This window comes from Arthrobacter sp. AG1021, from assembly GCF_003633665.1.
Lineage (GTDB): Bacteria > Actinomycetota > Actinomycetes > Actinomycetales > Micrococcaceae > Glutamicibacter > Glutamicibacter soli.
The window spans coordinates 1-21,065 of sequence record NZ_RBLB01000001.1 but is presented as its reverse complement, the minus strand read 5'-3'; the positions used below and the strand labels follow the sequence as shown (position 1 = coordinate 21,065).

Genomic DNA, 21,065 nt, shown 5'->3' with positions numbered 1-21,065 from the left:
TGTTTCGTATTCACCAAACAAAAAATAATTTGGTATCAACAAACTTGGCACACTATTGAGTTCTCAAACAACAAACACTCTCGACACCGCATCCCAAACCCGAAGGGTTCGAGCTGCTTCGCTCCGGAGCAACTTTTCAAGCTTACCAGACTTCGTGAGCCGATCAAAATCGATCGAAATCTTCAAGTGAAAAGTGATTGGCCACCGCGTGAACAGCTCGTGTATTTCGGGCTGTTTCCCTTGCGGCAACAGATAAAAACTATACAGGTCATTTTCGGATGTTTCAAATCGGCGGGCCGCGTTCTAGGTCACATTCATGGTGCTGATCTAGTCTGGGCGTATGAGCGACCTGCAGAAACTTCTTGGATACCGTGAACCAATCTTCAATGCTTCCATGGCAGGAGCCGCAGGTGGTGCCATGGCCGCTGCCGTCAGCGCGGCCGGCGGGGTCGGGATGATCGGGGTCTCCCCGGCGCCCACTGCCGAGTGGATCAAGGCCCAGGCATCCCACGTGTCGGAGATCGACACTCCCTGGGGTGTCGGCTTCATGGGTTGGGCGCTGGAGGCGGACCTGTCACCGCTTGAATCGTTTCTCGAGTACGGCCCCTCGCTGGTTTCAATCAGCTTCGGCGATGTCACCCGCGCCGCGGCCTTGGCCCACGAAGCGGGCGTGCTGACAGCCATGCAGGTTGGCAACGCCGCAGACCTGGAACGTGCACTGCAGGACGACATCGACATCGTCATCGCCCGGGGCGGCGAAGGCGGCGGACACGGCCGCAATAAATCCGGGACGCTGCCGCTGCTGCAACTGGCCTGCGCCCAGACGCAGAAGCCGGTGATTGCGGCTGGCGGCATCGGAACCGCTGCGGGGATCGCCGCAGTGCTTGCCGCCGGCGCCGAAGCGGCCTGGATCGGAACCCGGTTCCTGTCCACCAAGGAAGCCAGCGGACACGAGAACCTGAAAGCAGCGGTGCGCGCTTCGGGGCTGGATGACACCGTCTACACCCGGGCCTTCGACATAGCCCAGCAGCTGCCGTGGGCCCCTGAGTTCGGCGGCCGCGCCTTGGCCAATGACTTCAGCAACCGCTACGCCGATGACCTCGTGTCCCTGGAAGCCACCGAGGAACTGCGCGAACGCATGGTCCGCGCCCGCGCCGAAGCGGACGTGGCGTTGGCCCCCGTCTATGCGGGCCAAGCCGTGGAATTCGTCCAGCGCGAGGAAACCTGCGCCGAGGTGCTGGCCGAGCTGGGAGGCTTCCGCAGGATCCTGTCGGACGCCGCCCAGCGCTTCGCCTAGATCGGCTGGTTGTCGATCAGCCGCACGCCGCCCACGGTGGCGGCGACAAGGATCAGCCCCTCCCCGGTGAAGGGGGTGTCCTGGCAGTTGAACGCCAGTTCCTGCAGGTTGGCCGGATCGACCACCACGAAGTAGTCGAGCTCCACCAGCGGCTCCATCTGGAACATGCCGATGGCGTCCTCCAGGTTCAGCGGCTCGTGGCGGGCTGCCCGGCCGGCGATCAGCGATATCGCCCGGTGCAGCACCAGGGCGGCCTGCAGCTGTTCCTCGTTGAGCAGCGCATTGCGGCTGGACAGAGCCAAGCCTTTTTCGCTGCGCACGATCGGCACCGAACGCAGCTGCACCGCGTAGTCAAGGTCGGCGACCATACGCTGGATCAGCACGACCTGCTGGGCGTCCTTCTGCCCGAAGTAGGCGCGGTATTCGCCCTGGCGCGGGTCGGCCAGGTGCAGCAGCTTGGCCACCACGGCCAGCATCCCGTCGAAATGCCCCGGGCGGGAGGCGCCCTCGTACATCTCGCCCAGTGCACCGGAATTCAGCCGGATCAGCGGCAGCCCCGCATGGTAGATTTCCTGCGCCTCGGGCGCGAACACGATGTCGACGCCGGCGCCGGCGGCCAGCTGGACGTCGGAGTCCAGGGTGCGCGGGTACTTGGAGTAGTCGGCGGCGTCGTTGAACTGCAGCTCGTTCACGAAGACCGAGATGACAACGAGCTCGTTTTCCTCGCGGGCCGCCTTGAACAGCGACGCGTGCCCGTCGTGCAGGGCGCCCATGGTCGGGACAAAGCCCAGGGACCCCGGGTTTGCTTCGGCAATGGCTGCCTTCAATTCGCTGCGGGTCTTGACGATTTTTGGGGTTTTCACCCTCTTATTCTAGAACTCGCAGCAGTTCCTCAAGCGTCGGCTGGGATATCAGGCCCCGGGCGGCCGCCCGCAGCGCGGTGGCGCGCGAGAGGCTGCGGTAGCTGTCGTTGGTTTCCGCCGGATCGGATTCCAGCGCGGACAGGTGCGCCTGCACCGTTCCGACGTCCCCGCGGGACACCGGGCCGGTCAGCGCACCGGCTCCCGAGCGCAGCGCGTTGTCCAGGCTCGCGTACATCAGCGCGCGCAGCGTATTCGACGGCTCTTCGACACCGATGCGGCGCAGCATGTCCGCGGACTGCGCGGTGATGGTGTTCAGGTGGTTGGCGGCGTGGGCCAGCGCCGCGTGGTAGCTGACGCGGTCCTGCTCGGCGATGACCACCGGCTCCCCGCGCATCTCCACCACCAGCGCCTGGGCCACCGGCAGCATGATCTCGTCGGCAGTCACCGCGAAGACGCAGTCGGTCAACCGCTGCAGGTCCATGCTCATGCCGGTGAAGGTCATGGCCGGGTGGATGGCCAGCCCAAAGGCGCCGGTATCCAGCGCCGGCTGCAGGATCCCGGTGCCGTAGCGTCCGGCGGTGTGGGCAATCAGCTGCCCGCTGGTGAAGTGCCCTGCGGCGGCAAGCCCCGCCACCAGTTCGCCGAGCACGTCGTCGGGCACGGCGAACAGCACCAGTTCGCTGCGCCGCAGGATCTCTGCCGGGTCCAGGATCTCGACCCCGGGCAGCAGCGCGTCCGCGCGGTCCTTCGAATCCTGCGAGACCGCATGGATTCCGGTGATCCGGTGGCCGCTGGCGGCCAGGGCGGCGCCGAGCACCGTGCCGACCTTGCCGGCGGAGATGATGCCGATTCCCAAGCGTGGTGCGTCCACGTCCTACCTTCCGCGACGAAAAATTACCTGCCGGCGATGCGGCGGGATTGTTCCTCAAAGAACTTACCAGCGATTTGGGCATCCACCTGCTGTATGTAGCCGGTGACAGTGCCGCCGGCGCTGTAGATGCGCAGCCCCGCCAGCTGCCGGCGGCGCTCCAGCGGGCCCTGGCGCAGCATCAGGCCCTGCACCCGGTTGTGCGCGGTGAAGGCGGTGACCCGGGCGAGCCAGCCGTAGCGGGTAATCACTGTGGTGTCGGTGGCCAGGAACCCCTGGTTTTTCCACGCCCCCGGTGACAGCGGCCTGGCCCGCTGCGGGGACAGCGTGAATCCGTGCTCCTCGCCTCCGGAGTTGATCGCGGTGAACAGCACCTTGCGCTGGTTCTCCACCCCGAGGTCCGGCAACAGGATGCCCATGACCCGGGCAACCGCGTCGAAGTCCCCGACCGGCAGCACCAGCAGGTTCTGGGCCTCCTCCTGCGAGCCGACGCCCAGCGCGTTGACCTCGACGCGGTACCAGCCCAGCAGCCGCCACAGGGCCGGGGAAGTGACTTGGATGGATTGGACGCGGCCTGCGGGGATGGACTGCTGGCGGGTGTCGGCCAGGCCGCGGCTGACGCGCAGCCCGGTGTCCGTGGCCGCGGCGCTGAAGTTCCAGGAGTTGTTCAGCTCCTTGTAGAACCAGCCGCCGAAGGCCAGCAGCGCCGGGATCAAGCCGGCCACCATGCCGCCGATGCCGCTGAGCGTCATGATGCCCAGGGCCAGCGCGCTGAGCAGGCCGATGATGGTGGGCATGCGCAGGAACAGGGAGGCGAGCAGCCTGCCGTGGGGCACCTTGGCCATCAGCACACCGGTCTCCGGCGCGGCACCGGCCGGTGCGACGTCGTGGGGAGCTTGTTCCGTTTCCGGCACGTCCGGCTGCGCCTGGCCTCCCCGGGCTGCGTGCGCCCGGTCCAGGATCAGCGCGCGCAGCTGCTGCGCGTCGGCCTTGCGCAGGAAGGACAGCCGCAGCATGGATTGGCTGCCGTCGGCCACGTCGAAGTGCAGTTCGGCCAGGCCCAGGAGCCGGGCCACCAGCGGCTGCGCCACCTCGATTCCCTGCACCCTGTCGATGCGCGCCTGCTTCTGGCTGCGGAAGATCATCCCGGAGTTCACGTACACGTGGCTCGGGGTGATCATGTAGCGGGTGAAATACCAGGACAGGGCGTAGAACACGAGCACCACCAGCAGCGCTCCCGCACCGATGACCACGGTCCAGCGCAGCCTTTCGCCGCTGAGCCGCTCGGCCAGCGTCAGGTCATTGGTGTTCTGCCAGTAGATGTAGGCCAGGCCCACGATGGCCACCCAGCCGCGCACAAACGGGCTGGCCGGATGGACCCGCTGCCACTGGTCGGTCATAACATCTTCGCTTCGCCCGCGGCGCTCAGCCGTTCGCGCAGGTCTTCGCCGGTGCGCTGCCCAAGGCCGGGGATCACTGCGGTGGCGGAGCCGGAGGCGGTGTTCAAGGTGAGCTTGCACAGCCCGTACTTGCGTTCCAGCGGACCACTGGTGACTTCCACGTACTGCATGCGCCCGTAGGGGATGACCAGCTGCTTGCGCCACATCACCCCGGAGCGCACCACGAGATCCTCCTCGCGCTCCAGGTAGCCCAGCGCCCGCACTCGGCGGCGCAGCAGGCGCAGCACCAGCAGGGCGACGAGCAGCACCGCCAGCGGCGGCGCGATGGCCAGCCAGTTCGGGGTCTGCACGCCGAACAGCCGCAGGATCAGCGGCACCAGCGCGATCAGCAGGTACAGGGCGGTGTTCAGCGCCCAGCCGATCAGCTTGACGGTGAAGTATTCGGGAGCGACCGGCCGGAAGTCATTCGGTGACCGTTCCATCGGCGATTCCATCGGTATTGTCCTCCGGATCTTCGGGTGGAAGTTTGCAAAGGTGCTGCACGACATACCCGATGACCACCATGAACAGGCCGGCTCCGGCCAGCACGATGGCGCGGGTCAGGCTCGGCGAGGCGCCGGCGTTCACCCACAGGTTGACCAGCGCCGGCAGATGCCAGCCGGTGATCAGCGCGCCGGCGTAGGCCGCCGCCTGGGCCAGCACCAGGGTGCGGGCCGCGGCGATCGCGTCGAAGTGGGCCTTGCCCAGGGTCGAGCGCTTGACCCGGATGCCCAGGAACAGCACCACCGCGCACACCGCGCCGAGCGAATACAGCGCCGTGTAGTCCAGCACCGGGGTTGAATGCCCCGCCGCGACGAACAGGCGCAGCGCCACCCAGCCCAGGACCGCCCCGAGCAGGGTGCACCACACCAGCGAGAGAACCTTCAGCCGGGTCATAGCCGGATGATGTCCTTGGTGTCCGCCGCCTGCTGCGCGAGCCGGGAGACCAGCTGGCCGCCGAGCACGGCGTCCGGGTCCATCCAGCTCCACGGGGCCAGCACGAAGCCACGGATGGCGGCGCGCGGATGCGGCAGCGTCAGCCTCGGGTCCTCGAGCACCAGGTGGTCGTAGGTGATCAGGTCCAGATCCAGCGTGCGCGCCTCCCAGCGCACCTCGCGGGTGCGGTGGTGCGCGGCCTCGATGCGCTGGCACAGATCCAGCAGCTCATGCGGGGAGCGCTGCGTGCGCACCTCGATGACCTGGTTGGTGTAGTCCGGCTGGTCCGGCGGGCCGCCCACGGGCTTGGTGACAGCCAGCGGGGAGACCTTCAGGATCTGGACTTCCTCGCCGAGCTCGGCCACGGCGGCGGCCAGTGTGGCCTGCGGGTCGCCCAGGTTGGCGCCCAGCGCGATGACCGCGGTGTGCAGCGTCTGGTGGCGGACCAGGCAAATGCTCACGTCGCTGAACGGCACCGGGATCGGCGCCTGCGGCTTGTGCACCACGACCTCCACGGTGGCCACGGTCGGGTAGGCGGCCAGGATCGCCTCGGCGATCTCGCTGCCGAGCTTCTCGATCAGGTCCCAGGGACCGGCCTGGATCTGGGCGACCACCAGCTCGCTGACCTCGCCGTAGTGCACGGTGTCGGCGACGTTGTCGCTGGCCGCCGCGCGGGAGATGTCCACGTGCAGCACCACGTCGACGACGAAGCTCTGCCCGTCGCGCTTTTCGAAGTCGAAAACGCCGTGGTAGCCGATCGCGGAAATCCCGGAAATGCTAATTCGGTCCATGGGCCTTCACGACTTTCAGGGCGTCGCGCGATCCCTGCACGTCATGCACGCGCACCGCCCAGGCGCCGTCGGCGGCCGCGAGCACGGTGGTGGCCAGGGTCGCCGCGTCGCGGCCCAGCGGTTCGCGCGCAGCGCCGCCCTCGGCCAGCAGCTCGCCCAGGAAGCGCTTGCGGCTGGTGCCGACCAGCACGCGGTGGCCCAGGTCCTCGAAGGCCTGCAGGCTCTTGAGCAGCGCCCAGTTGTGCGCGGCGTCCTTGGCGAAGCCAAGCCCCGGATCCAGGATGATCTGCTCGGGCTTCACGCCGCGGGCCACGAAGTCGTCGCGCAGCGCGCGCAGCTCGGCCAGCACCTCGGCTGCCACATCCTGGTAGTTGGCCTGGGTGACCATGTTCTGCGCGGTGCCGCGGCGGTGCATCAGCACGTAGGGAACACCGGTGAGCGCGATCAGCTCCGGCATGCCTGGCTCGTAGGTCAGCCCGGAGACGTCGTTGATCAGGTGCGCGCCGGCGGCGATGGCCGCTCGGGCGGTGTCCACGTGCATGGTGTCCACGGAGACCACCGCACCGGCCTTGACCAGCGCCTCGATGACCGGCAGGATGCGCTCCTGCTCGATCTCCGGGTCCACCGCGGCGGCGCCGGGGCGGGTGGATTCCCCGCCCACGTCGATGATGTCGGCGCCGGCGTAGAGCAGCTTCAGGCCCTGCGCGATGGCTGCCTCGCGCTGCAGGTAGGCGCCTCCGTCGGAGAAGGAGTCCTCGGTGACGTTCAGGATGCCCATGACCAGGGTGCGGTCGGTCGGCAGGTCGGCAAAGGTTTTCTGCTTGATCTTGCGGATCACGGTCAACGGGCTGGTGGCCGGACCGGTGCCCGGGATTGCTCCAAGAGACATAGGGGGTTACCTTCCGAGAATCAGGCTCATTGCTTCGGCGCGGGTGGCGGTTTCCCGCAGCTGGCCGCGGACCGCGCTGGTCACGGTCTTCGCGCCCGGCTTCTGCACGCCGCGCATCGACATGCACATGTGTTCGCATTCGACGACGACGATCGCGCCGGAGGGGTTCAGGTGCTCGACCAGGGCGTCCACGATCTGCGTGGTCAGCCGTTCCTGCACCTGCGGGCGGCGGGCGAAGACCTCCACCAGCCGGGCCAGCTTGGACAGGCCGGTGACCTTGCCGCCCTTGCCCGGGATGTACCCGATGTGGGCGCGGCCGTAGAACGGCACGAGGTGGTGCTCGCAGGTCGAGTAGAACGCGATGTCCTTCACCAGCACCATCTCGTCGTGCTCGATGTCGAAGGTGGTGGACAGGTGCTCTTCGGGACGCTGGTGCAGCCCGGCGAAGAATTCCGCGTAGGCCTTGGCCACCCGCTTGGGGGTGTCCTGCAGGCCGTCGCGGTCCGGGTCCTCGCCGATGGCCAACAGGATTTCGCGCACGGCTGCCGCGATGCGCGGCTGGTCGATCAGATTTTCTTCAGTCACGCTTCGATCCTAGTCGGTCGACTGCGCGGCGCGCTCCTTGGGGCTTAACACCGGGCCTTCGGGGTGCACCGGGCGCTCGTCGTTGGATAGCCACACCACACGCTTGTCGATCTTCACCAGGTCCGAGAAGATCTCCGCGATCTCCTTCTGGTTCAGCGTCTCGCGTTCCAGCAGGGCCAGGGCCAGGCGGTCGAGCACGTGGCGGTTGGTGGTCAGCGCCCAGTAGGCGTCGTTGTGCGCGCCCTCGATGAGCTGGCGCACCTCTTCGTCGACCAGGTGGGCCATCTCGTCGGAGTACTCGCGCGCCCCGGTGCCCATCTGCTGCTCGGCGGCGGAGCTGGCCAGGCGCACCGCGCCGACCTTCTCGCTCATGCCGTATTCGGTGACCATCTTGCGCGCGGTGGCGGTGGCCTTCTCGATGTCGTTGCTGGCTCCGGTGGACGGGTCGTGGAACACGATCTCCTCCGCGACGCGCCCGCCCATGGCGTAGGCCATCTGGTCCAGCAGCTCGTTGCGGGTCACCGAGTACTTGTCCGACTCCGGCACGACCATCGTGTAGCCCAGGGCGCGGCCGCGCGGCAGGATGGTGATCTTGGTGACCGGCGCGGTCTGGTTCATCGCGGCGGCGACCAGGGCGTGGCCGCCCTCGTGGTAGGCGGTGACCTTGCGCTCGTGCTCGTCCATCAGGCGGGTGCGCTTCTGCGGGCCGGCCATCACGCGGTCGATGGCCTCGTCCAGCGCGCGGTCGTCGATCAGGTTGGCGTTCGAGCGGGCGGTGAGCAGCGCGGCCTCGTTGAGCACGTTGGCCAAGTCGGCGCCGGTGTAGCCAGGAGTCTTCTTGGCCACCGCGTTCAAATCCACCGTGGCATCCATCGGCTTGCCCTTGACGTGCACCTTCAGGATGTCTTCGCGGCCCTTCAGATCCGGCGCCTCCACCGGGATCTGGCGGTCGAAGCGGCCCGGGCGCAGCAGCGCCGGATCCAGCACGTCCGGACGGTTGGTCGCGGCGATCAGGATGACGTTGGTGGTGGCGTCGAAGCCGTCCATTTCCACCAGCAGCTGGTTCAGCGTCTGCTCGCGCTCGTCGTTGCCGCCGCCGATGCCGGCGCCGCGGTGGCGGCCCACCGCGTCGATCTCGTCGACGAAGATGATGGCCGGGGAGTTGTTCTTGGCCTGCTCGAACAAATCGCGAACGCGCGAGGCGCCCACTCCGACGAACATCTCGACGAAGTCCGAGCCGGAGATCGAGTAGAACGGCACCTGGGCCTCGCCGGCCACTGCCTTGGCCAGCAGGGTCTTGCCGGTGCCCGGAGGGCCGTAGAGCAGCACGCCCTTGGGGATCTTGGCGCCCACGGCCTGGAACTTCGCAGGTTCCTGCAGGAACTCCTTGATTTCGTGGAGCTCCTCCACTGCCTCGTCGGCGCCGGCGACGTCCTTGAAGGTCACCTGCGGCATGTCCTTGGTGATCAGCTTCGCCTTGGACTTGCCGAACTGCATGACCTTGGAGCCGCCGCCCTGGGAGCGGGCGAGGATGAACCAGAAGATGCCGGCGATCAGCAGGAACGGCACGATCACGCCGAGCATCGACAGCAGCCAGTTGCTTTCCACCGGCTGGTCGGTGAACTTGTCCAGCTTCGCGTCGTTGATCGCGTCGACCACCTGCACGGCGCGGGCCGAGGAGTAGAAGAAGCTGACGCTGGTGCCCTTTTCGACGCCGTCGACGGTCAGGGCGTTGCGCAGCGTCAGGTCCACGCGCTGGTCTCCGTCGAAGATCTTCGCCTGGGTCACATTGCCGCTGGACAGCTCATGCAGGCCCTGCGAAGTGTCGATCTTCGCCGTGTTGTTGCCGAAAACCATCGGCAGGAACAGGACGACTGCAACGACGCCCACGAGAACCCAAATGATCCAGCTGTTAAATAGCTTCTTTGTTTTCATTGATCCGCCGGGTCCCGCGCCCTACGCATCTCCCTCACCCGCTGTCATGGCGTCCGGGGCACGCCACCTTCGATTCTTCTCAACGCCCCGCCGGCGCGAAAAGTTCCCTACTCGTAGATGTGCGGGGCAAGGGTGCCCACGCAGTCAAGGTTGCGGTACTTCTCCGCGTAGTCCAGACCGTACCCGACGACGAATTCGTTGGGAATATCCATGCCGACGTACTTCACGTCGATCTCGACCTTGGCGGCTGCGGGCTTGCGCAGCAGCGCGCAGATCTCGACGCTGGCCGGGCCGCGCGACTCCAGGTTCGCCTTGAGCCAGGACAGGGTCAGGCCCGAATCGATGATGTCCTCGACGATGAGCACGTGCTTGCCCATGAGGTCCGAGTCCAAGTCCTTCAGGATGCGTACCACGCCGGAGGACTGGGTGCCGGAACCGTAGGAGGACACGGCCATCCAGTCCATGCTCACGTGGGAATCAAGTGCGCGCACCAGGTCGGCCATGATCATGACCGCGCCCTTCAGCACGCCGACGACGAGGATGTCGCGGCCCTGGTAGTCCTTGTCGATCTGCGCTGCCAGTTCTTCGACGCGGGCCTGGATTTCTTCCTTGGTGTACAGAACGTGTGTCAGATCGGCCTTGACGGCATTGGAATCCACGAGGGTTCTCCTGATTCTAGAGGTGTGGTACCTACCTAGAGTGCCACATTTCACCGGTGGTTGCTTAGCGCGAGTCGGTGAAAACAATCACCGGGCTCCGGCGGTAGGCGCTGATTTTCCCCTCCAACTGCACTGGCCCGGCTGATTTGGACTTTTCGGTGCCGACCCCGGCCAAAGCGCACAGGGCCGCTGTTCGCTCCCGGCCGAGGTTCCTGGCGCCTGCATCGGCGGCCGCCAGGCGCAGCACCCGGGAGGCCACGGCCGGGGGCAGGGCCGCCAGCGACTTCAGGTTGGTCCCGTGCTCGGCCCAGGCCCGGCCGGCCCACTGGTCCAGCGCGTCGGCGTCCGCCGCGGCAAGCTGCGCGGTGCGCGCCAGCGCCTGCGGGATGTGTTCGCCCAGCTGTCCGCGCAGGTAGGGAAGGATCTCGCTGCGCACCAGGTTGCGGCGGTAGGAGGTGTCCGTATTGCTGGGATCCTCCCAGTACTCCAGCCCGGCGCCGGCGCAGATCTGCTCGGTGTCCTGCCTGCTCAGGTCGAGCAGCGGGCGCGCGTAGGCCCCGCGCACCGCCGGCATGCCGGCCAGCGACCGCGTGCCGGAGCCGCGCAGCAGCCCCAGCAGCACCTGTTCGGCCTGGTCGTCCCGGGTATGCCCGAGCAGGATGCGCTGCGCTCCGGTGGATTGAAGCGCCCGGTCGAAGGCTTCGTAGCGGGCGGCGCGGGCCGAGGCCTCGTCGGGGCGGGTGTCCACCCGCAGCACCAGCACCGGCTCCAGCCCGAGTTCGCGGCACTGCCCTGCCGCCCGGTCCGCGACCTGGGCGCTGCCGGCCTGCAGCCCGTGGTCCACGATGACCGCCCCGAAGTCCCCGGGCAGCTGGCTGGCGGCGACCGCCAGGGCCAGCGAATCCGCCCCGCCGGAAACCGCGGCCAGGCTCAGTCCGGTGGGCGCCGCCGCGGCGACCGCGTGGCGCGCCCGGTCAATGGCGCGGCTCATCGGGTGCGGGCCAGCCAGCGTTCGGGGTGGTCCAGCTCCTTGGCGCTGGGAAACAGCTCGCGTTCGCTGAAGATCGTGTTGAAGCCTTCGTAGCCCATCTCGTCGACCAGGTGGCGCACGAACTTCGCCCCGCGCTTGTACTGCAGCGCCTTGGCCTCCATGCCCAGCAGCTTGCCAACCAGGGTGGCCAGCGCCGAACGGTTCTCCCCGCGCGCCTCGAAGCGGCGGCGGATGGTTTTGATGGTGCCGATGGACTTCACGTCGTTCATCACCACCATGGCGTGACCCTCCAGCACCGACATGATGCTGGTCAGCTCGCTGACCTCCGACTTCATGGCCTTGAGCTTGGAACCGAGGTCGTTGATCGAATGCGTGGTGCCGCGCAGCGGCTCGAACACCTCGGCCAGGGTCTGCTTCATGACCCCGGGAATCCACGGCGCATGCTCGAACTGCAGTCGGTGGGTCTGCTCATGGGTGGCGATCCACAGGTAGAAGTCTTTGGCGTTCAGGTTCAGTTCGCCGCGCAGCTGGGTGATGGTCGGGGCGTTGAGCAGCAGCCGGGGGCCGACGAACGGGTCGAACTGGCCCAGTACACGGGTGCCGAGCACCGCGAGCACCGCGCCGAGCTCGGCGCCGGCGACCAGCGGCACCGCGCCCGGGGCGTCGATACCATCCGGGAGCATCGCCGCGAAGTTCTGGCTGACCGCCTTGGCCCAGCCGGCGCGGTCCACCACGAGGGTCTGGGATGGCGCGGTAGAGCTCAGCAGGGAGATCTTCTCCGCTTCGACCAGGCCCTGGCCGCCGGCGATGCGCAGCTCCTCGATAATCCGCGCCGCCTGCCGTCCGTCGATGGCCGGGCCGGCCGGCATCAGGGTCTTGGCGGTTCCGACAGCGACGTCCCAGTCAATGAATTGCTTCATGCGTGCTCCTGACTATGTCCGGCAGCCGCAGCCGCGGATGGCGGTGACTGCCTGGTCGATGATTGGCTTGTGCGGTGCGAGCGTTCCGTCCGGCTGGTTGGCGAAGATGGAGAAGGCCAGCAGCCTGCCGTCCTTAGTCGGCGTCATGCCGGTCAGCGTGGCCACCCCGGTCAGCGAACCGGTTTTAGCGCGGACCATTCCCAGGGTCGCGTCGCCGCCCAGCCGCTGCCTCAGCGTGCCGTTGTATCCGGCCACCGGCAGCGAGTAGACCAGCTCGCGCAGTCCAGCCTTGCCGCTGGTGGCCGCCGAGCGCAGCACCGTGGTCAACGCCGCGGGCGAAATCTGGTTGGCGGCGGCCAGTCCGCTGGCGTCGGACAGCACCAGGCCTTGGGCTCCGTGCTCCCCCGCGGCCTTGGCCACCGCGAGCCCTGCCTGTTCCGGGGGAAGACCTTCGGCCAAGGCCACCAGCCTGCCCAGGGTCTCGGCGATGTAGTTGTCCGAGACCAGCAGCATGTGCTTGACCACGTCGCGCAGCGGGGCCGAGCGCACCTCGGCGATCTGCTCGCCCCCCTCGTAGGCTCCGCGCCCGCCCTGCGCCACCTTGATCGAAGAACCCAGCGCGGCGGCGAACACCTGGCGCGCCTGCTGCGCCGAATCCGACTGGTACGGGGAGGCGAGGTTCTCGCCCGCGCGTCCCGCGTAGTGCGCCAGCGGGTAGACCGGCGCGATGTTGTTGGAGGTGAACAGGGACTTGTCCCAGTCCGGGTTGGACTGCGCGGTGCCGAACAGCGAGTCGTCCAGCCACAGCTTCACGGAGTCCACACCGCGCTTCTCCAGCTCGGCGGCGGTCTTTTCGGCCAGCGTCGCGAGCCCCGCGTAGCCCTTGGTGGAGGACGGGTCCGAGGCACCGTCGCCCAGCAGCACGTCTCCCCCGCCGCGCAGCACCAGGGTGTCCCCGTCCAGCCAAACACTGGTGCCCAGCTGGGTGTCGGCACCCAGCACATCCACGGCCGCCAGGGCGGTGACCACCTTCAGGCTGGAGGCAGGGGTGCCGTTGGCGGTCGAGTTCTTGTCATAAAGCACGGTGCCGGTCGCGACATCCACCACCTGGGCGGTGAACTTCGTTCCATCGCCCTGGTCCGCCAGGATCGCGTCCAGCTGGGCGGTGAGCACGGCGGTGTCCGGCATGGCCGCATCCGGGTTCAGGTCCTGCACGGTGACTGGGGCGTTTTCCGCGATCTGCGCGCTGGCTGGGGTGTAGAAAGCTTCAGGTTCACCGGTGAAAAAACGCGGTGCGAACAGCATGGCCAGCACCATGCCCACCACCGCAACCACGGCCGCGCCCAGTGTGATCACGCGACGGGCGGCGGTGTTCATGCGGTGACATTCCTTTCGCGGGTTTATCAAGGCAGCGCCCGGGGGCGATACGCTTAAGGGCGGATAACCCTAAGACTAGTTTAGGAGTGTGCTTTTCATGAGCCACGACGTGACCATCGAGATCCCTACCGGATCGCGCGTCAAGTACGAGATCGACCACGAGACCCACCGTCTGCGTTTGGACCGCGTGCTGTTCACCTCGATGCAGTACCCAACCCACTATGGCTACTTCGACGACACCCTGGGCGAAGACGGCGATCCGCTGGACGCCATGGTGTACATCCCGGGCGTCGACCTGATCCCGGGTGTCGTGGTTGAGGCCCGCCCGATCGGCGTGTTCAACATGACCGACGACGGCGGCGGAGATGCCAAGCTGCTGTGCGTTCCTTCGGACAAGCGCTTTGACCACATCAAGGAGCTCGAGGACATCGACGAGTGGCTGATCAAGGAGATCGAGCACTTCTTCACCCGCTACAAGGACCTGGAGCCTGGCAAGTGGGTCAAGGCCGAGGGCTGGGAGGGCCGCGAGGCCGCCGAAGCCGAGCTGGCTCGCTCCATCGAGCGCTTCAAGGCCTAAGTGCTACGAATGGCGGCAACCACTTGGTTGCCGCCATTCTTTTTCCCGATTTCTCATGCTCCCGTCCTCTTACGTTGGGCGAATCAACTTGTACATGGCCAAGCCCCAACAAGACACCGAAAACTGTCATCGCCGCATGAGTCCTTGCAATGATTTTCATAGGCGACGACACCCGGGAACAAACCCCTCGACTTCCATTGCTTCAGGCCCCTCCTCAGCAGTGTTCGAATCTGTCAAGCATGATGCGATGCCACTGAAGTTCTTACATGGGTCATTAGCAACCTAAATGCATGGCCAAACGATGGATTCCCGGAACGCCCGCTTCTATGGAACCCGATGGCATCAGGTCATGAATTGTCGCGCTAGTGACGGGCTCGGTTTCATCTTTCCGCCTCATGCGATCGTTGAAACTTTGACGTATTCCGCCACATGCCACACTGCCGGCCAGACGTCCTAGTCAGTCAAAAGTATGATTGCGCAATGCTCAACTTGAACCGTACCGTGAAAGTGATGCTAACAGATAGTATCTAATCTTCTTGTATGTATATTCCCTTGCCGAGAGGATCTTTCATAATGACTAAATTTTCATCCTGGCTTGGCTTGTCCGGCGAATCATCTCAAGATACTTTGCCGCTCTGGCACGGAGTAAGCGAGCGGACGAAATGGGGCTCGTTCCTCATCTGCTTCATCGTCTCCGTTGCAGTCTTCGCGTTATTCACTTGGTTACTCTCGCCCCTTTCCGGGTTTGCTGCCTACATTCCAGCGTTGTGCGGCTTCGGATCGCTGCTCGTGAGCACTTTGATCGCCGAGCGCATCCATGTGCGAAGTAGCCCGCCGAATAATGGCAGCAACAGGTAGACCGCAACCTCATCGAGTTTGGGCTCAAGTCAGAAAATGCACAACTGATCTTGCGGTTACACGTTATTCAAATATTACGCCTCTGTTTGTAGCATTTTAATCAATCATACTTTTATATGATTGGTTTCGAGTAGTTTTAGTATTATTCGCAAATAGATTAAGTTAATCGGTTCTAGCCGTTGCGTTGAATCAAACTCTCGTCACGCCAACCTACATCACTCTGCGCAGCCACTTCTTGAATCAAAGGAAACATTCGAAATGTTCAAAAAGAGGGTAACGATGCTCAGTTCAACCGCACTTGCTGCAACACTATTAGTCACTGCGCCGACTGCAAGTTTCGGCGTCGAGAAGACTGCTGAGTCGACAGACGTCACTTCCGCGCCGGTGCACGCAATTGAGGCTCCCAATACCTTCTTGTCGTGTGAAACTGTTGGAACGTCGGCGCCAGCATCAATCTCCCTGGGTAGTAACTTAGGGCCCGGAATCAGTGAATCCATTGATCCCTCTACGCTCAAAATTATCAACCATTCACGCGAAACAGCAGGTAAACAAAAGCTCCCCACCAGCGTCGCCGCCATGCGTTATATGGATAGCGGAGAAATCTTGACCCTCGACAAGAGAGGTCGAGTCATCGAAAAGCTTGCATCCGGCGCAGATGCTCCGGTCGCGGGCATCTCTGGCATAGGCGTTGCCCAACCTGCTGCTCTTCTTCACCCCGAGGTAAAAAGAATCATTGGCGCGTGCCTTGGATTCGGAGGTGCAGGAGGAATGGGTTTCGAAGCTCTTGTTCGATACCTCACCACTCCGGCAAACGCCATCACATTCGTTATCCGACGCATCGGCATCGCCGGGGCGATCAGTTGCGTCGGTGGCGTGATATGGCTGTATATCTGAGAACTGAGAACAGCCTGTTCAGGTGATTTCGTCACCCCGTGCCAACCGTTGAAATCCGCGGGTGGCTTTGCACAGAGACCGTCGTGCATTCGACTCGCAGGTCAGCAAATACAGGTAGCGCACTGGCGAATGACACCAAATAGGTTGACGAATAGCGAGCATCTTTTGCAAGGCTTTTAGCGCCATTCTGGGCGACGACTCGTGGCAGTTTACCAGGCGAGATTCTTCTACACAGCTACCGGGTGGTCACTGGGGGGAACACCGCCTGCGCGACCCTCCTAGTTTTGAATCATCACGGGGTACCTCGTCAAAACTCTCGACGAATACGTATGACGTTGGCGTTCCATCATCCACGGTCGATCCCGATGTATGAAACCGTACTAAATTCCAGGCATGATTCCTGGCAAAGTCGTAGGTTCAACGTTTACTGACTCCACGTCCCGCAAGGTCCGCTCCACGGCGCGGGTTCGGGTTCCGGCGGCCTGCACGGTGTTCTGCGCGGCCGAAAGCTGCTTGCCCAGCTTGTCCCAGACATCCCCGTACTTGCGGAATTCGTCTTTCGCGGCGGCCAGCACCTGCCAGACCTCGCTGCTGCGCTTTTCGATGGCCAGCGTCCTGAAGCCCATCTGCAGCGAGTTGAGCAGGCTCATCAGCGTGGTCGGCCCGGTGACCAGCACGCGGTGCTCGGTCTGCAGCTTGCTGGCCAGTCCCGGGCGGCGCACCACCTCGGCGAACAGGCCTTCGGTGGGGAGGTACATGATGGCGAAGTCGGTGCTGTGCGGCGGGGCGATGTACTTGCCGGAAATCAGCTTGGCCTGCTCGATGATTGCCTTGTCCAGCGCCCGGCTGGCCTGCTCGACGGCCGCCTTGTCGCCCGATTCCTGCGCGTCGAGCAGCCGTTCGTAGTCCTCCTGCGGCAGCTTGGAGTCGATGGGCAGGTAGATGGTGCCATCCTCGCGCCCGGGCAGGATGACCGCGAATTCGACGGCCTCCCGGCTTCCGGGCACGATCGTAACATTCTGCTCGTACTGGTCCCGGGTGAGGATGTCCTCCAGCTGGCGCTCGAGCTGGACCTCGCCCCAGGTGCCGCGGCTTTTCACGTTGGTCAGCACGCGCTTGAGCCCGCCGACGTCCTGCGCGAGGGACTGCATTTCACCCAGCCCCTGCTGCACCATTTCCAGCCGTTTGCTCACCAGTTCGAAGCTCTCCCCGAGCCGCTTCTCCAGCGTGCCCTGCAGCTTCTCGTCCACGGTCTCGCGCATCTGCTCCAGCTTGGCTTCATTGCCGGCGCGCAGCTTGTCCATCTGCTCCTGCATCAGCGTCTGCAATTGCAGGTGGCGCCGGGCGTTGCCGTCGGCCATCGCGCCGAGCTTCGCGTCGATCTCCGTGCGCACCTGACCGAGGGTCTGGCGCAGTTCGCCGCGCTGGGCACTCAGGTCTTGGCGCAACTCGCCGTGGGTGGATCGCACTGCCTCGCGAATCACCTGGTCATCCACGCCGCCGGTGCGCCGGATCAACAGTAGCGCAATACATACTGCCGCAAGAATATTGAGTATGACTAGGATAAAAACGGCAATAATCATGAAATCGAACCTTCCCTGAACCGGCTGGAGAGCAACTCAATCTCTATCAGCCGCCACCGACAGTTCGACATAATAGGTGCCATGCACATTCTGGTGACCGGGTTCGAGCCCTTCGGAAACGATAATTTCAACGCCAGCAGCGCCGTGGTGTCGGCGCTTCCGGCCAGCATTGCCGGGCGCCGGCTGACCACCGCGATCCTGCCGGTTTCCTTCCACCGCTCGGGCGAGGCGCTCTCCGCGCTGCTTGCGGAGCACCGGCCCGATGCGCTGATCTGCGTGGGCGAGGCCGGCGGACGTGCCGCAGTGACGCCCGAGGCCAGGGCCGCCAACGAAGACGATGCGCGGATCCCGGACAACGACGGGGCCCGGCCCCGCGGTGCAGCGATCATCTCGGACGGCCCATTGTCGCTGCCATCGAGCCTCGATGCCCAGCGCATCACCGCGTTGTTGGCCGCAGCCGGGTTCGCCGCGCAGGTTTCCCGGAATGCCGGACGTTTCGTCTGCAACCACGTCGCCTATCTGGCCTACGCGCAACCGGTCCCGGCGCTGTTCATCCACGTCCCCGCGCTGCGTCCGGGCGGAACGGAAGCGGGCGTGGGGCGGGAAACCGATCTGCGGGCGGCCTCCACCGCCGCGCCGGCCTCCGCATGGGATATGGAACAGCTGCTCGCAGCGGTTGAACTCGTGGCGGCAAGCCTGTAGCTATACGGCCACTTGCTCCCAGGCCGCGGCGATGGCGGGCAGCGCCGCTTCCAGCTGTGCGCGGTCCTGAGCGAAGGGCAGGCGCTGGTAGTGCTCCAGCCCGTGCCCCTCGACCGCGAAGGTGGATCCGGGGGCCAGCAGCACCGAGGTGAGCCGGCGGGCCAGGGCCGAGGAGCGCGGCCGCGGCAGGTGGCACCACAGACTCAGCCCGCCGGCCGGACGGTTCGGCTCCCAGTCCGGCAGGATGCGGCCCAGTTCCCCGATCATCCAGTCCCGGTTTTCGCGCAGCGCGGTGCGGGTGGCTTCGGACAACGTCTGCCCCGAGGAGATCAGGTTGGCCAGCACCAGCTGCTCGAGCACCGGGGCGCCCAAATCCATGCTCATCCGGGCGCGGGCCAACGCAGCGGCCAGGTGGCGCGGGGCACGCAACCAGCCCAGGCGCAGCCCTCCCCAGTGCGATTTGCTGGCGCTGCCCACGGTGACCAGGTTCGGGGAGAACGCCGCCATCGGCAGCACCTGCGGGCGGTCATCCAGCCACAGCTCGGCACAGGTCTCATCGATGATGCCCACGGCGCCTGCCCGGTCCAGCTCGGCGGCCCATCGCTGACGCCCCGCGTTATCCAGCAGCGTGCCCACCGGGTTGTGGAAATCAGGCAGGCAGAGCATGGCCGCGGGCCGCACCTCGGCCAGCGCTGCGGCGATCTGGTCCAGGTCGGAGCCCTGCGGCCCGATGGGCACCGCCGCGGTCCTCGCGCCGTGGGCCTTCAACGCCAGCAGCGAGTTCGGGTAGGTCGGGGTTTCGGCCAGCACGCCCTGGCCGCGCCCGAGCACCGCGCGCCCGGCGGCGGCCACGGAGGACAACGCCCCGGAGGTCACGATGATCTGCTCCGGTCCGGTCGGCAGCCCGCGCCGGGTGTAGTACTCCGCCAGCGCCGCGCGCAGCGGCTCGATGCCCAGCGGGTAGTAGCCCATGCCCGCCGCGTAGCGCGGAAGTTCGTGCAGCGCGGCCTCGAACTGCTCCAGCATGCCGGCCGGCGCGTTGGGCGCCGCACAGGTCAGGTCCACGGCCTGGCTTCCGGGCAACGGGCCGAAGCCGCCCAGCGGCAGCGGTTCGGCGCCTCCGGCCACCGGCCCGCCGGGAAGCTGGGCCACGGTGCCCGAGCCGCGGCGGGATCTGGCGTACCCGCTCTCGCGCAGCTCGGCATAGGCGCGGGAGACCGTGGTGCGGCTCAGCCCCACGGCAGCCACGGCGTCGCGTTCGCTGGGCAGCGCGGTCCCGTGCAGGATCCTGCCGTTGGCGATGAGCGAGCGCAGCGCGAGGAAAAGCCAGCGGTACGCGGACATCGAGGAGTCCGGGTCCCCCAGCATGCGGGCCAGCGCCGAGGCTGTGATGCGTCCCATGGATCCACCAGTTCAAAATTGGCTATTTTTTCCATGGCCAATTTACCGGAAGCTTGTCTACATGACCATCACGAACCTGACTCCCCGCCAGCAGCTGAGCGCCGGACGCCTCCCGCTGCGCCTGGCCAACCTCTTTGCCGGGCTCACGCTCTACGCACTGGCTATGGCGATGCTGATCCGCGCCCAGCTGGGTGTCGATCCGTGGGACGTGCTGCATCTGGGCCTGGCGAACCACGTGCCGCTGTCGCTGGGTGCCATCGTGATCCTGGTCGGGGCGCTGGTGCTGCTGGCATGGATTCCACTCAAGCAGTGGCCCGGCCTTGGCACCATCGCCAATACGCTGTATCTGGGCCTGGCGTTGGACTTCTTCCTGCGCTTCCTTCCCGCAATCGACGGCCTGGGCTGGCAGGTGCTGGCGGTTGCCGCCGCGATCCTGGTCAACGGGCTGGGCGGCGCACTGTACATCGGCAGCCACCTCGGGCCCGGGCCACGCGACGGGCTGATGACCGGACTGCACCTGCGCACCGGGCAGTCTATCCGGCTGATCCGCACCGTGCTTGAACTGTCGGTGCTGGGACTGGGCTGGGTTCTGGGCGGCCCGGTGGGAGTGGGAACCGTGGCCTATGCGCTGCTCATCGGCCCGGCCACCCAGCTGTTCTTCCGCTTCACCATCGTGCGGCTGCCGCAGCGGGCCTGACCTCCGCCATATATCTCGGATACGCGACAAACCCGGCCTCACAAGCAATACTTAAGCCATGTTTGTCGTTGCGCTCAGCCCCCGGCCCCGCTCGGTCACCGATGTCGCCGCCGCCAGCGAGGCGCTCTGGCACCAACTGGCCCAGGTATCCACGCACGCCGCGTTCACGGCCGTCAGCGGCCAACTGCTGCTGGGGGTGCCCGCGGATGCCGATGCCGCCGTCGACGCAGTCCTGCGCGCGGCCCGGCTGAACTTCTGCCATATCGGGCTGGGCGTCGGCGCGCTGTACGAACCGGTGCCCGCCGAAGCGGACCAGGTCGACGGAAGGGCCCTACGCCGGGCCCAGGGCGCTCTCGATGCGGCAGAACACCGCGGGGAACGCGTGCCGATCTGCGTCTCCACAGGCAACGCCGAGCTGGACGCCGAGCTCGAAGGGCTACTGCGCCTGCTCGGGCAGTCGATTCGCACCCGCAGCGAGTCTGAATGGGCTGTGGTCGACCTGCTGACCCCCGGGGTGCGCGGGCAACAGAAGGCGGTGGCCCAGACGCTGGGCATCACCCCGCAGGCGGTGTCCGCGGCAATTCTCCGCTCTGGCTACAACGACGAGCTCGGAGCCCGCTCCGGCATTGCCCGCCTTCTGGAATTAGCGGACAACCTTTAGCTTTTCCTGAGGAAAAGCCTGCCCTATATTCGAATACAAGTTCGATTAAACGCCGTACAATTAACACATGTACGAAGCAATGCAGCAACGCCACCGCCCGCCCGTACCACCGGTCCACACCGAATGCACCGCGGTGCTCACC

23 protein-coding genes are annotated in these 21,065 nt (G+C 65.8%); 8 read left to right on the top strand and 15 right to left on the bottom strand.

Annotated features, from left to right (window positions below):
* Positions 1-375: hypothetical protein (locus tag DFO58_RS18655; protein WP_220668517.1), on the top strand; the 375-nt coding region annotated here is incomplete at its 5' end.
* On the top strand, positions 341-1,297 hold the full coding sequence (locus DFO58_RS00105; RefSeq protein ID WP_047119043.1) for a nitronate monooxygenase: 957 nt from the start codon (positions 341-343) through the stop codon (positions 1,295-1,297). The genes DFO58_RS18655 and DFO58_RS00105, both read left to right, overlap by 35 nt.
* On the opposite strand, the gene panC is transcribed toward DFO58_RS00105, so the two are convergent.
* From panC to dacB, 13 genes are all read right to left on the bottom strand, one after another.
* Positions 1,294-2,160 carry a pantoate--beta-alanine ligase gene (gene panC, locus DFO58_RS00100; protein WP_047119042.1) on the bottom strand — a complete coding sequence of 289 codons (867 nt, stop codon included), beginning with the start codon at positions 2,158-2,160 and terminating at the stop codon, positions 1,294-1,296. The genes DFO58_RS00105 and panC overlap by 4 nt on opposite strands.
* Positions 2,161-2,164: 4 nt before the next feature.
* The gene (locus DFO58_RS00095; RefSeq protein WP_047119041.1) at positions 2,165-3,031 is read right to left on the bottom strand and encodes a DUF2520 domain-containing protein; all 867 of its coding nucleotides are present in this window, start codon (positions 3,029-3,031) and stop codon (positions 2,165-2,167) included.
* Between the two features lie 23 nt (positions 3,032-3,054).
* The gene (locus DFO58_RS00090) at positions 3,055-4,428 is read right to left on the bottom strand and encodes a PH domain-containing protein (RefSeq protein ID WP_053797143.1); all 1,374 of its coding nucleotides are present in this window, start codon (positions 4,426-4,428) and stop codon (positions 3,055-3,057) included.
* Complete coding sequence (locus DFO58_RS00085) at positions 4,425-4,910, bottom strand: PH domain-containing protein (RefSeq protein WP_231735865.1); 486 nt, start codon at positions 4,908-4,910, stop codon at positions 4,425-4,427. The genes DFO58_RS00090 and DFO58_RS00085 overlap by 4 nt, the downstream gene beginning before the upstream one ends.
* On the bottom strand, positions 4,891-5,364 hold the full coding sequence (locus DFO58_RS00080) for a DUF3180 domain-containing protein (RefSeq protein ID WP_047119038.1): 474 nt from the start codon (positions 5,362-5,364) through the stop codon (positions 4,891-4,893). The genes DFO58_RS00085 and DFO58_RS00080 overlap by 20 nt, the downstream gene beginning before the upstream one ends.
* Positions 5,361-6,194 carry a 2-amino-4-hydroxy-6-hydroxymethyldihydropteridine diphosphokinase gene (gene folK / locus DFO58_RS00075; RefSeq protein WP_047119037.1) on the bottom strand — a complete coding sequence of 278 codons (834 nt, stop codon included), beginning with the start codon at positions 6,192-6,194 and terminating at the stop codon, positions 5,361-5,363. The genes DFO58_RS00080 and folK overlap by 4 nt, the downstream gene beginning before the upstream one ends.
* A complete protein-coding gene (gene folP / locus DFO58_RS00070; protein ID WP_047119036.1) occupies positions 6,181-7,083 on the bottom strand; it encodes a dihydropteroate synthase in 903 nt (300 codons plus the stop codon). Before folP ends, folK begins: the two co-directional genes overlap by 14 nt.
* Positions 7,084-7,089: 6 nt before the next feature.
* Positions 7,090-7,668, bottom strand: coding sequence for a GTP cyclohydrolase I FolE (gene folE, locus DFO58_RS00065; protein WP_047119035.1), 579 nt, complete (start codon positions 7,666-7,668; stop codon positions 7,090-7,092).
* A gap of 9 nt (positions 7,669-7,677) precedes the next feature.
* Positions 7,678-9,603 carry an ATP-dependent zinc metalloprotease FtsH gene (ftsH, locus tag DFO58_RS00060; protein WP_047119034.1) on the bottom strand — a complete coding sequence of 642 codons (1,926 nt, stop codon included), beginning with the start codon at positions 9,601-9,603 and terminating at the stop codon, positions 7,678-7,680.
* Positions 9,604-9,710: 107 nt separating this feature from the next.
* Positions 9,711-10,262, bottom strand: coding sequence for a hypoxanthine phosphoribosyltransferase (gene hpt / locus DFO58_RS00055; RefSeq protein ID WP_047119033.1), 552 nt, complete (start codon positions 10,260-10,262; stop codon positions 9,711-9,713).
* A 64-nt stretch (positions 10,263-10,326) separates the two neighbouring features.
* On the bottom strand, positions 10,327-11,253 hold the full coding sequence (gene tilS, locus DFO58_RS00050; RefSeq protein ID WP_120989047.1) for a tRNA lysidine(34) synthetase TilS: 927 nt from the start codon (positions 11,251-11,253) through the stop codon (positions 10,327-10,329).
* Complete coding sequence (locus tag DFO58_RS00045) at positions 11,250-12,173, bottom strand: zinc-dependent metalloprotease (protein WP_120989046.1); 924 nt, start codon at positions 12,171-12,173, stop codon at positions 11,250-11,252. The genes tilS and DFO58_RS00045 overlap by 4 nt, the downstream gene beginning before the upstream one ends.
* Before the next feature lie 12 nt (positions 12,174-12,185).
* Positions 12,186-13,550, bottom strand: coding sequence for a D-alanyl-D-alanine carboxypeptidase/D-alanyl-D-alanine-endopeptidase (dacB, locus tag DFO58_RS00040; RefSeq protein WP_120989045.1), 1,365 nt, complete (start codon positions 13,548-13,550; stop codon positions 12,186-12,188).
* A 97-nt stretch (positions 13,551-13,647) separates the two neighbouring features.
* Between dacB and DFO58_RS00035 the strand changes: the two genes are divergently transcribed.
* The 3 genes from DFO58_RS00035 (at position 13,648) to DFO58_RS18080 (ending at position 15,879) form a co-directional block, all read left to right on the top strand.
* Positions 13,648-14,127: an inorganic diphosphatase gene (locus DFO58_RS00035; RefSeq protein WP_047119029.1), complete on the top strand. Its 480-nt coding sequence runs from the start codon at positions 13,648-13,650 to the stop codon at positions 14,125-14,127.
* 573 nt (positions 14,128-14,700) lie between these two features.
* Entirely contained in the window at positions 14,701-14,985 is a 285-nt protein-coding gene (locus DFO58_RS18085) for a hypothetical protein (protein WP_146956204.1), read from the top strand.
* Positions 14,986-15,243: 258 nt separating this feature from the next.
* Positions 15,244-15,879 (top strand): hypothetical protein, encoded by a 636-nt coding sequence (locus DFO58_RS18080; protein ID WP_146956206.1) that lies wholly within the window; start codon positions 15,244-15,246, stop codon positions 15,877-15,879.
* A 380-nt stretch (positions 15,880-16,259) separates the two neighbouring features.
* On the opposite strand, the gene rmuC is transcribed toward DFO58_RS18080, so the two are convergent.
* Positions 16,260-17,396 carry a DNA recombination protein RmuC gene (gene rmuC / locus DFO58_RS00025; RefSeq protein ID WP_286163376.1) on the bottom strand — a complete coding sequence of 379 codons (1,137 nt, stop codon included), beginning with the start codon at positions 17,394-17,396 and terminating at the stop codon, positions 16,260-16,262.
* A gap of 147 nt (positions 17,397-17,543) precedes the next feature.
* Between rmuC and DFO58_RS00020 the strand changes: the two genes are divergently transcribed.
* Positions 17,544-18,164, top strand: coding sequence for a pyroglutamyl-peptidase I (locus DFO58_RS00020; protein WP_113608175.1), 621 nt, complete (start codon positions 17,544-17,546; stop codon positions 18,162-18,164).
* Here DFO58_RS00020 and DFO58_RS00015 read toward each other — a convergent pair whose 3' ends face one another.
* Positions 18,165-19,565: a PLP-dependent aminotransferase family protein gene (locus DFO58_RS00015; RefSeq protein WP_120989044.1), complete on the bottom strand. Its 1,401-nt coding sequence runs from the start codon at positions 19,563-19,565 to the stop codon at positions 18,165-18,167.
* Between the two features lie 61 nt (positions 19,566-19,626).
* On the opposite strand from DFO58_RS00015, the gene DFO58_RS00010 reads away from it, so the two are divergent.
* Together DFO58_RS00010 and DFO58_RS00005 are read left to right on the top strand one after the other, a co-directional pair.
* Positions 19,627-20,262, top strand: a complete 636-nt coding sequence (locus tag DFO58_RS00010; protein ID WP_047119025.1) for a membrane protein — start codon at positions 19,627-19,629, stop codon at positions 20,260-20,262.
* A gap of 58 nt (positions 20,263-20,320) precedes the next feature.
* Positions 20,321-20,923 carry a hypothetical protein gene (locus DFO58_RS00005; protein WP_047119024.1) on the top strand — a complete coding sequence of 201 codons (603 nt, stop codon included), beginning with the start codon at positions 20,321-20,323 and terminating at the stop codon, positions 20,921-20,923.
* Positions 20,924-21,065 lie beyond the last annotated feature (142 nt).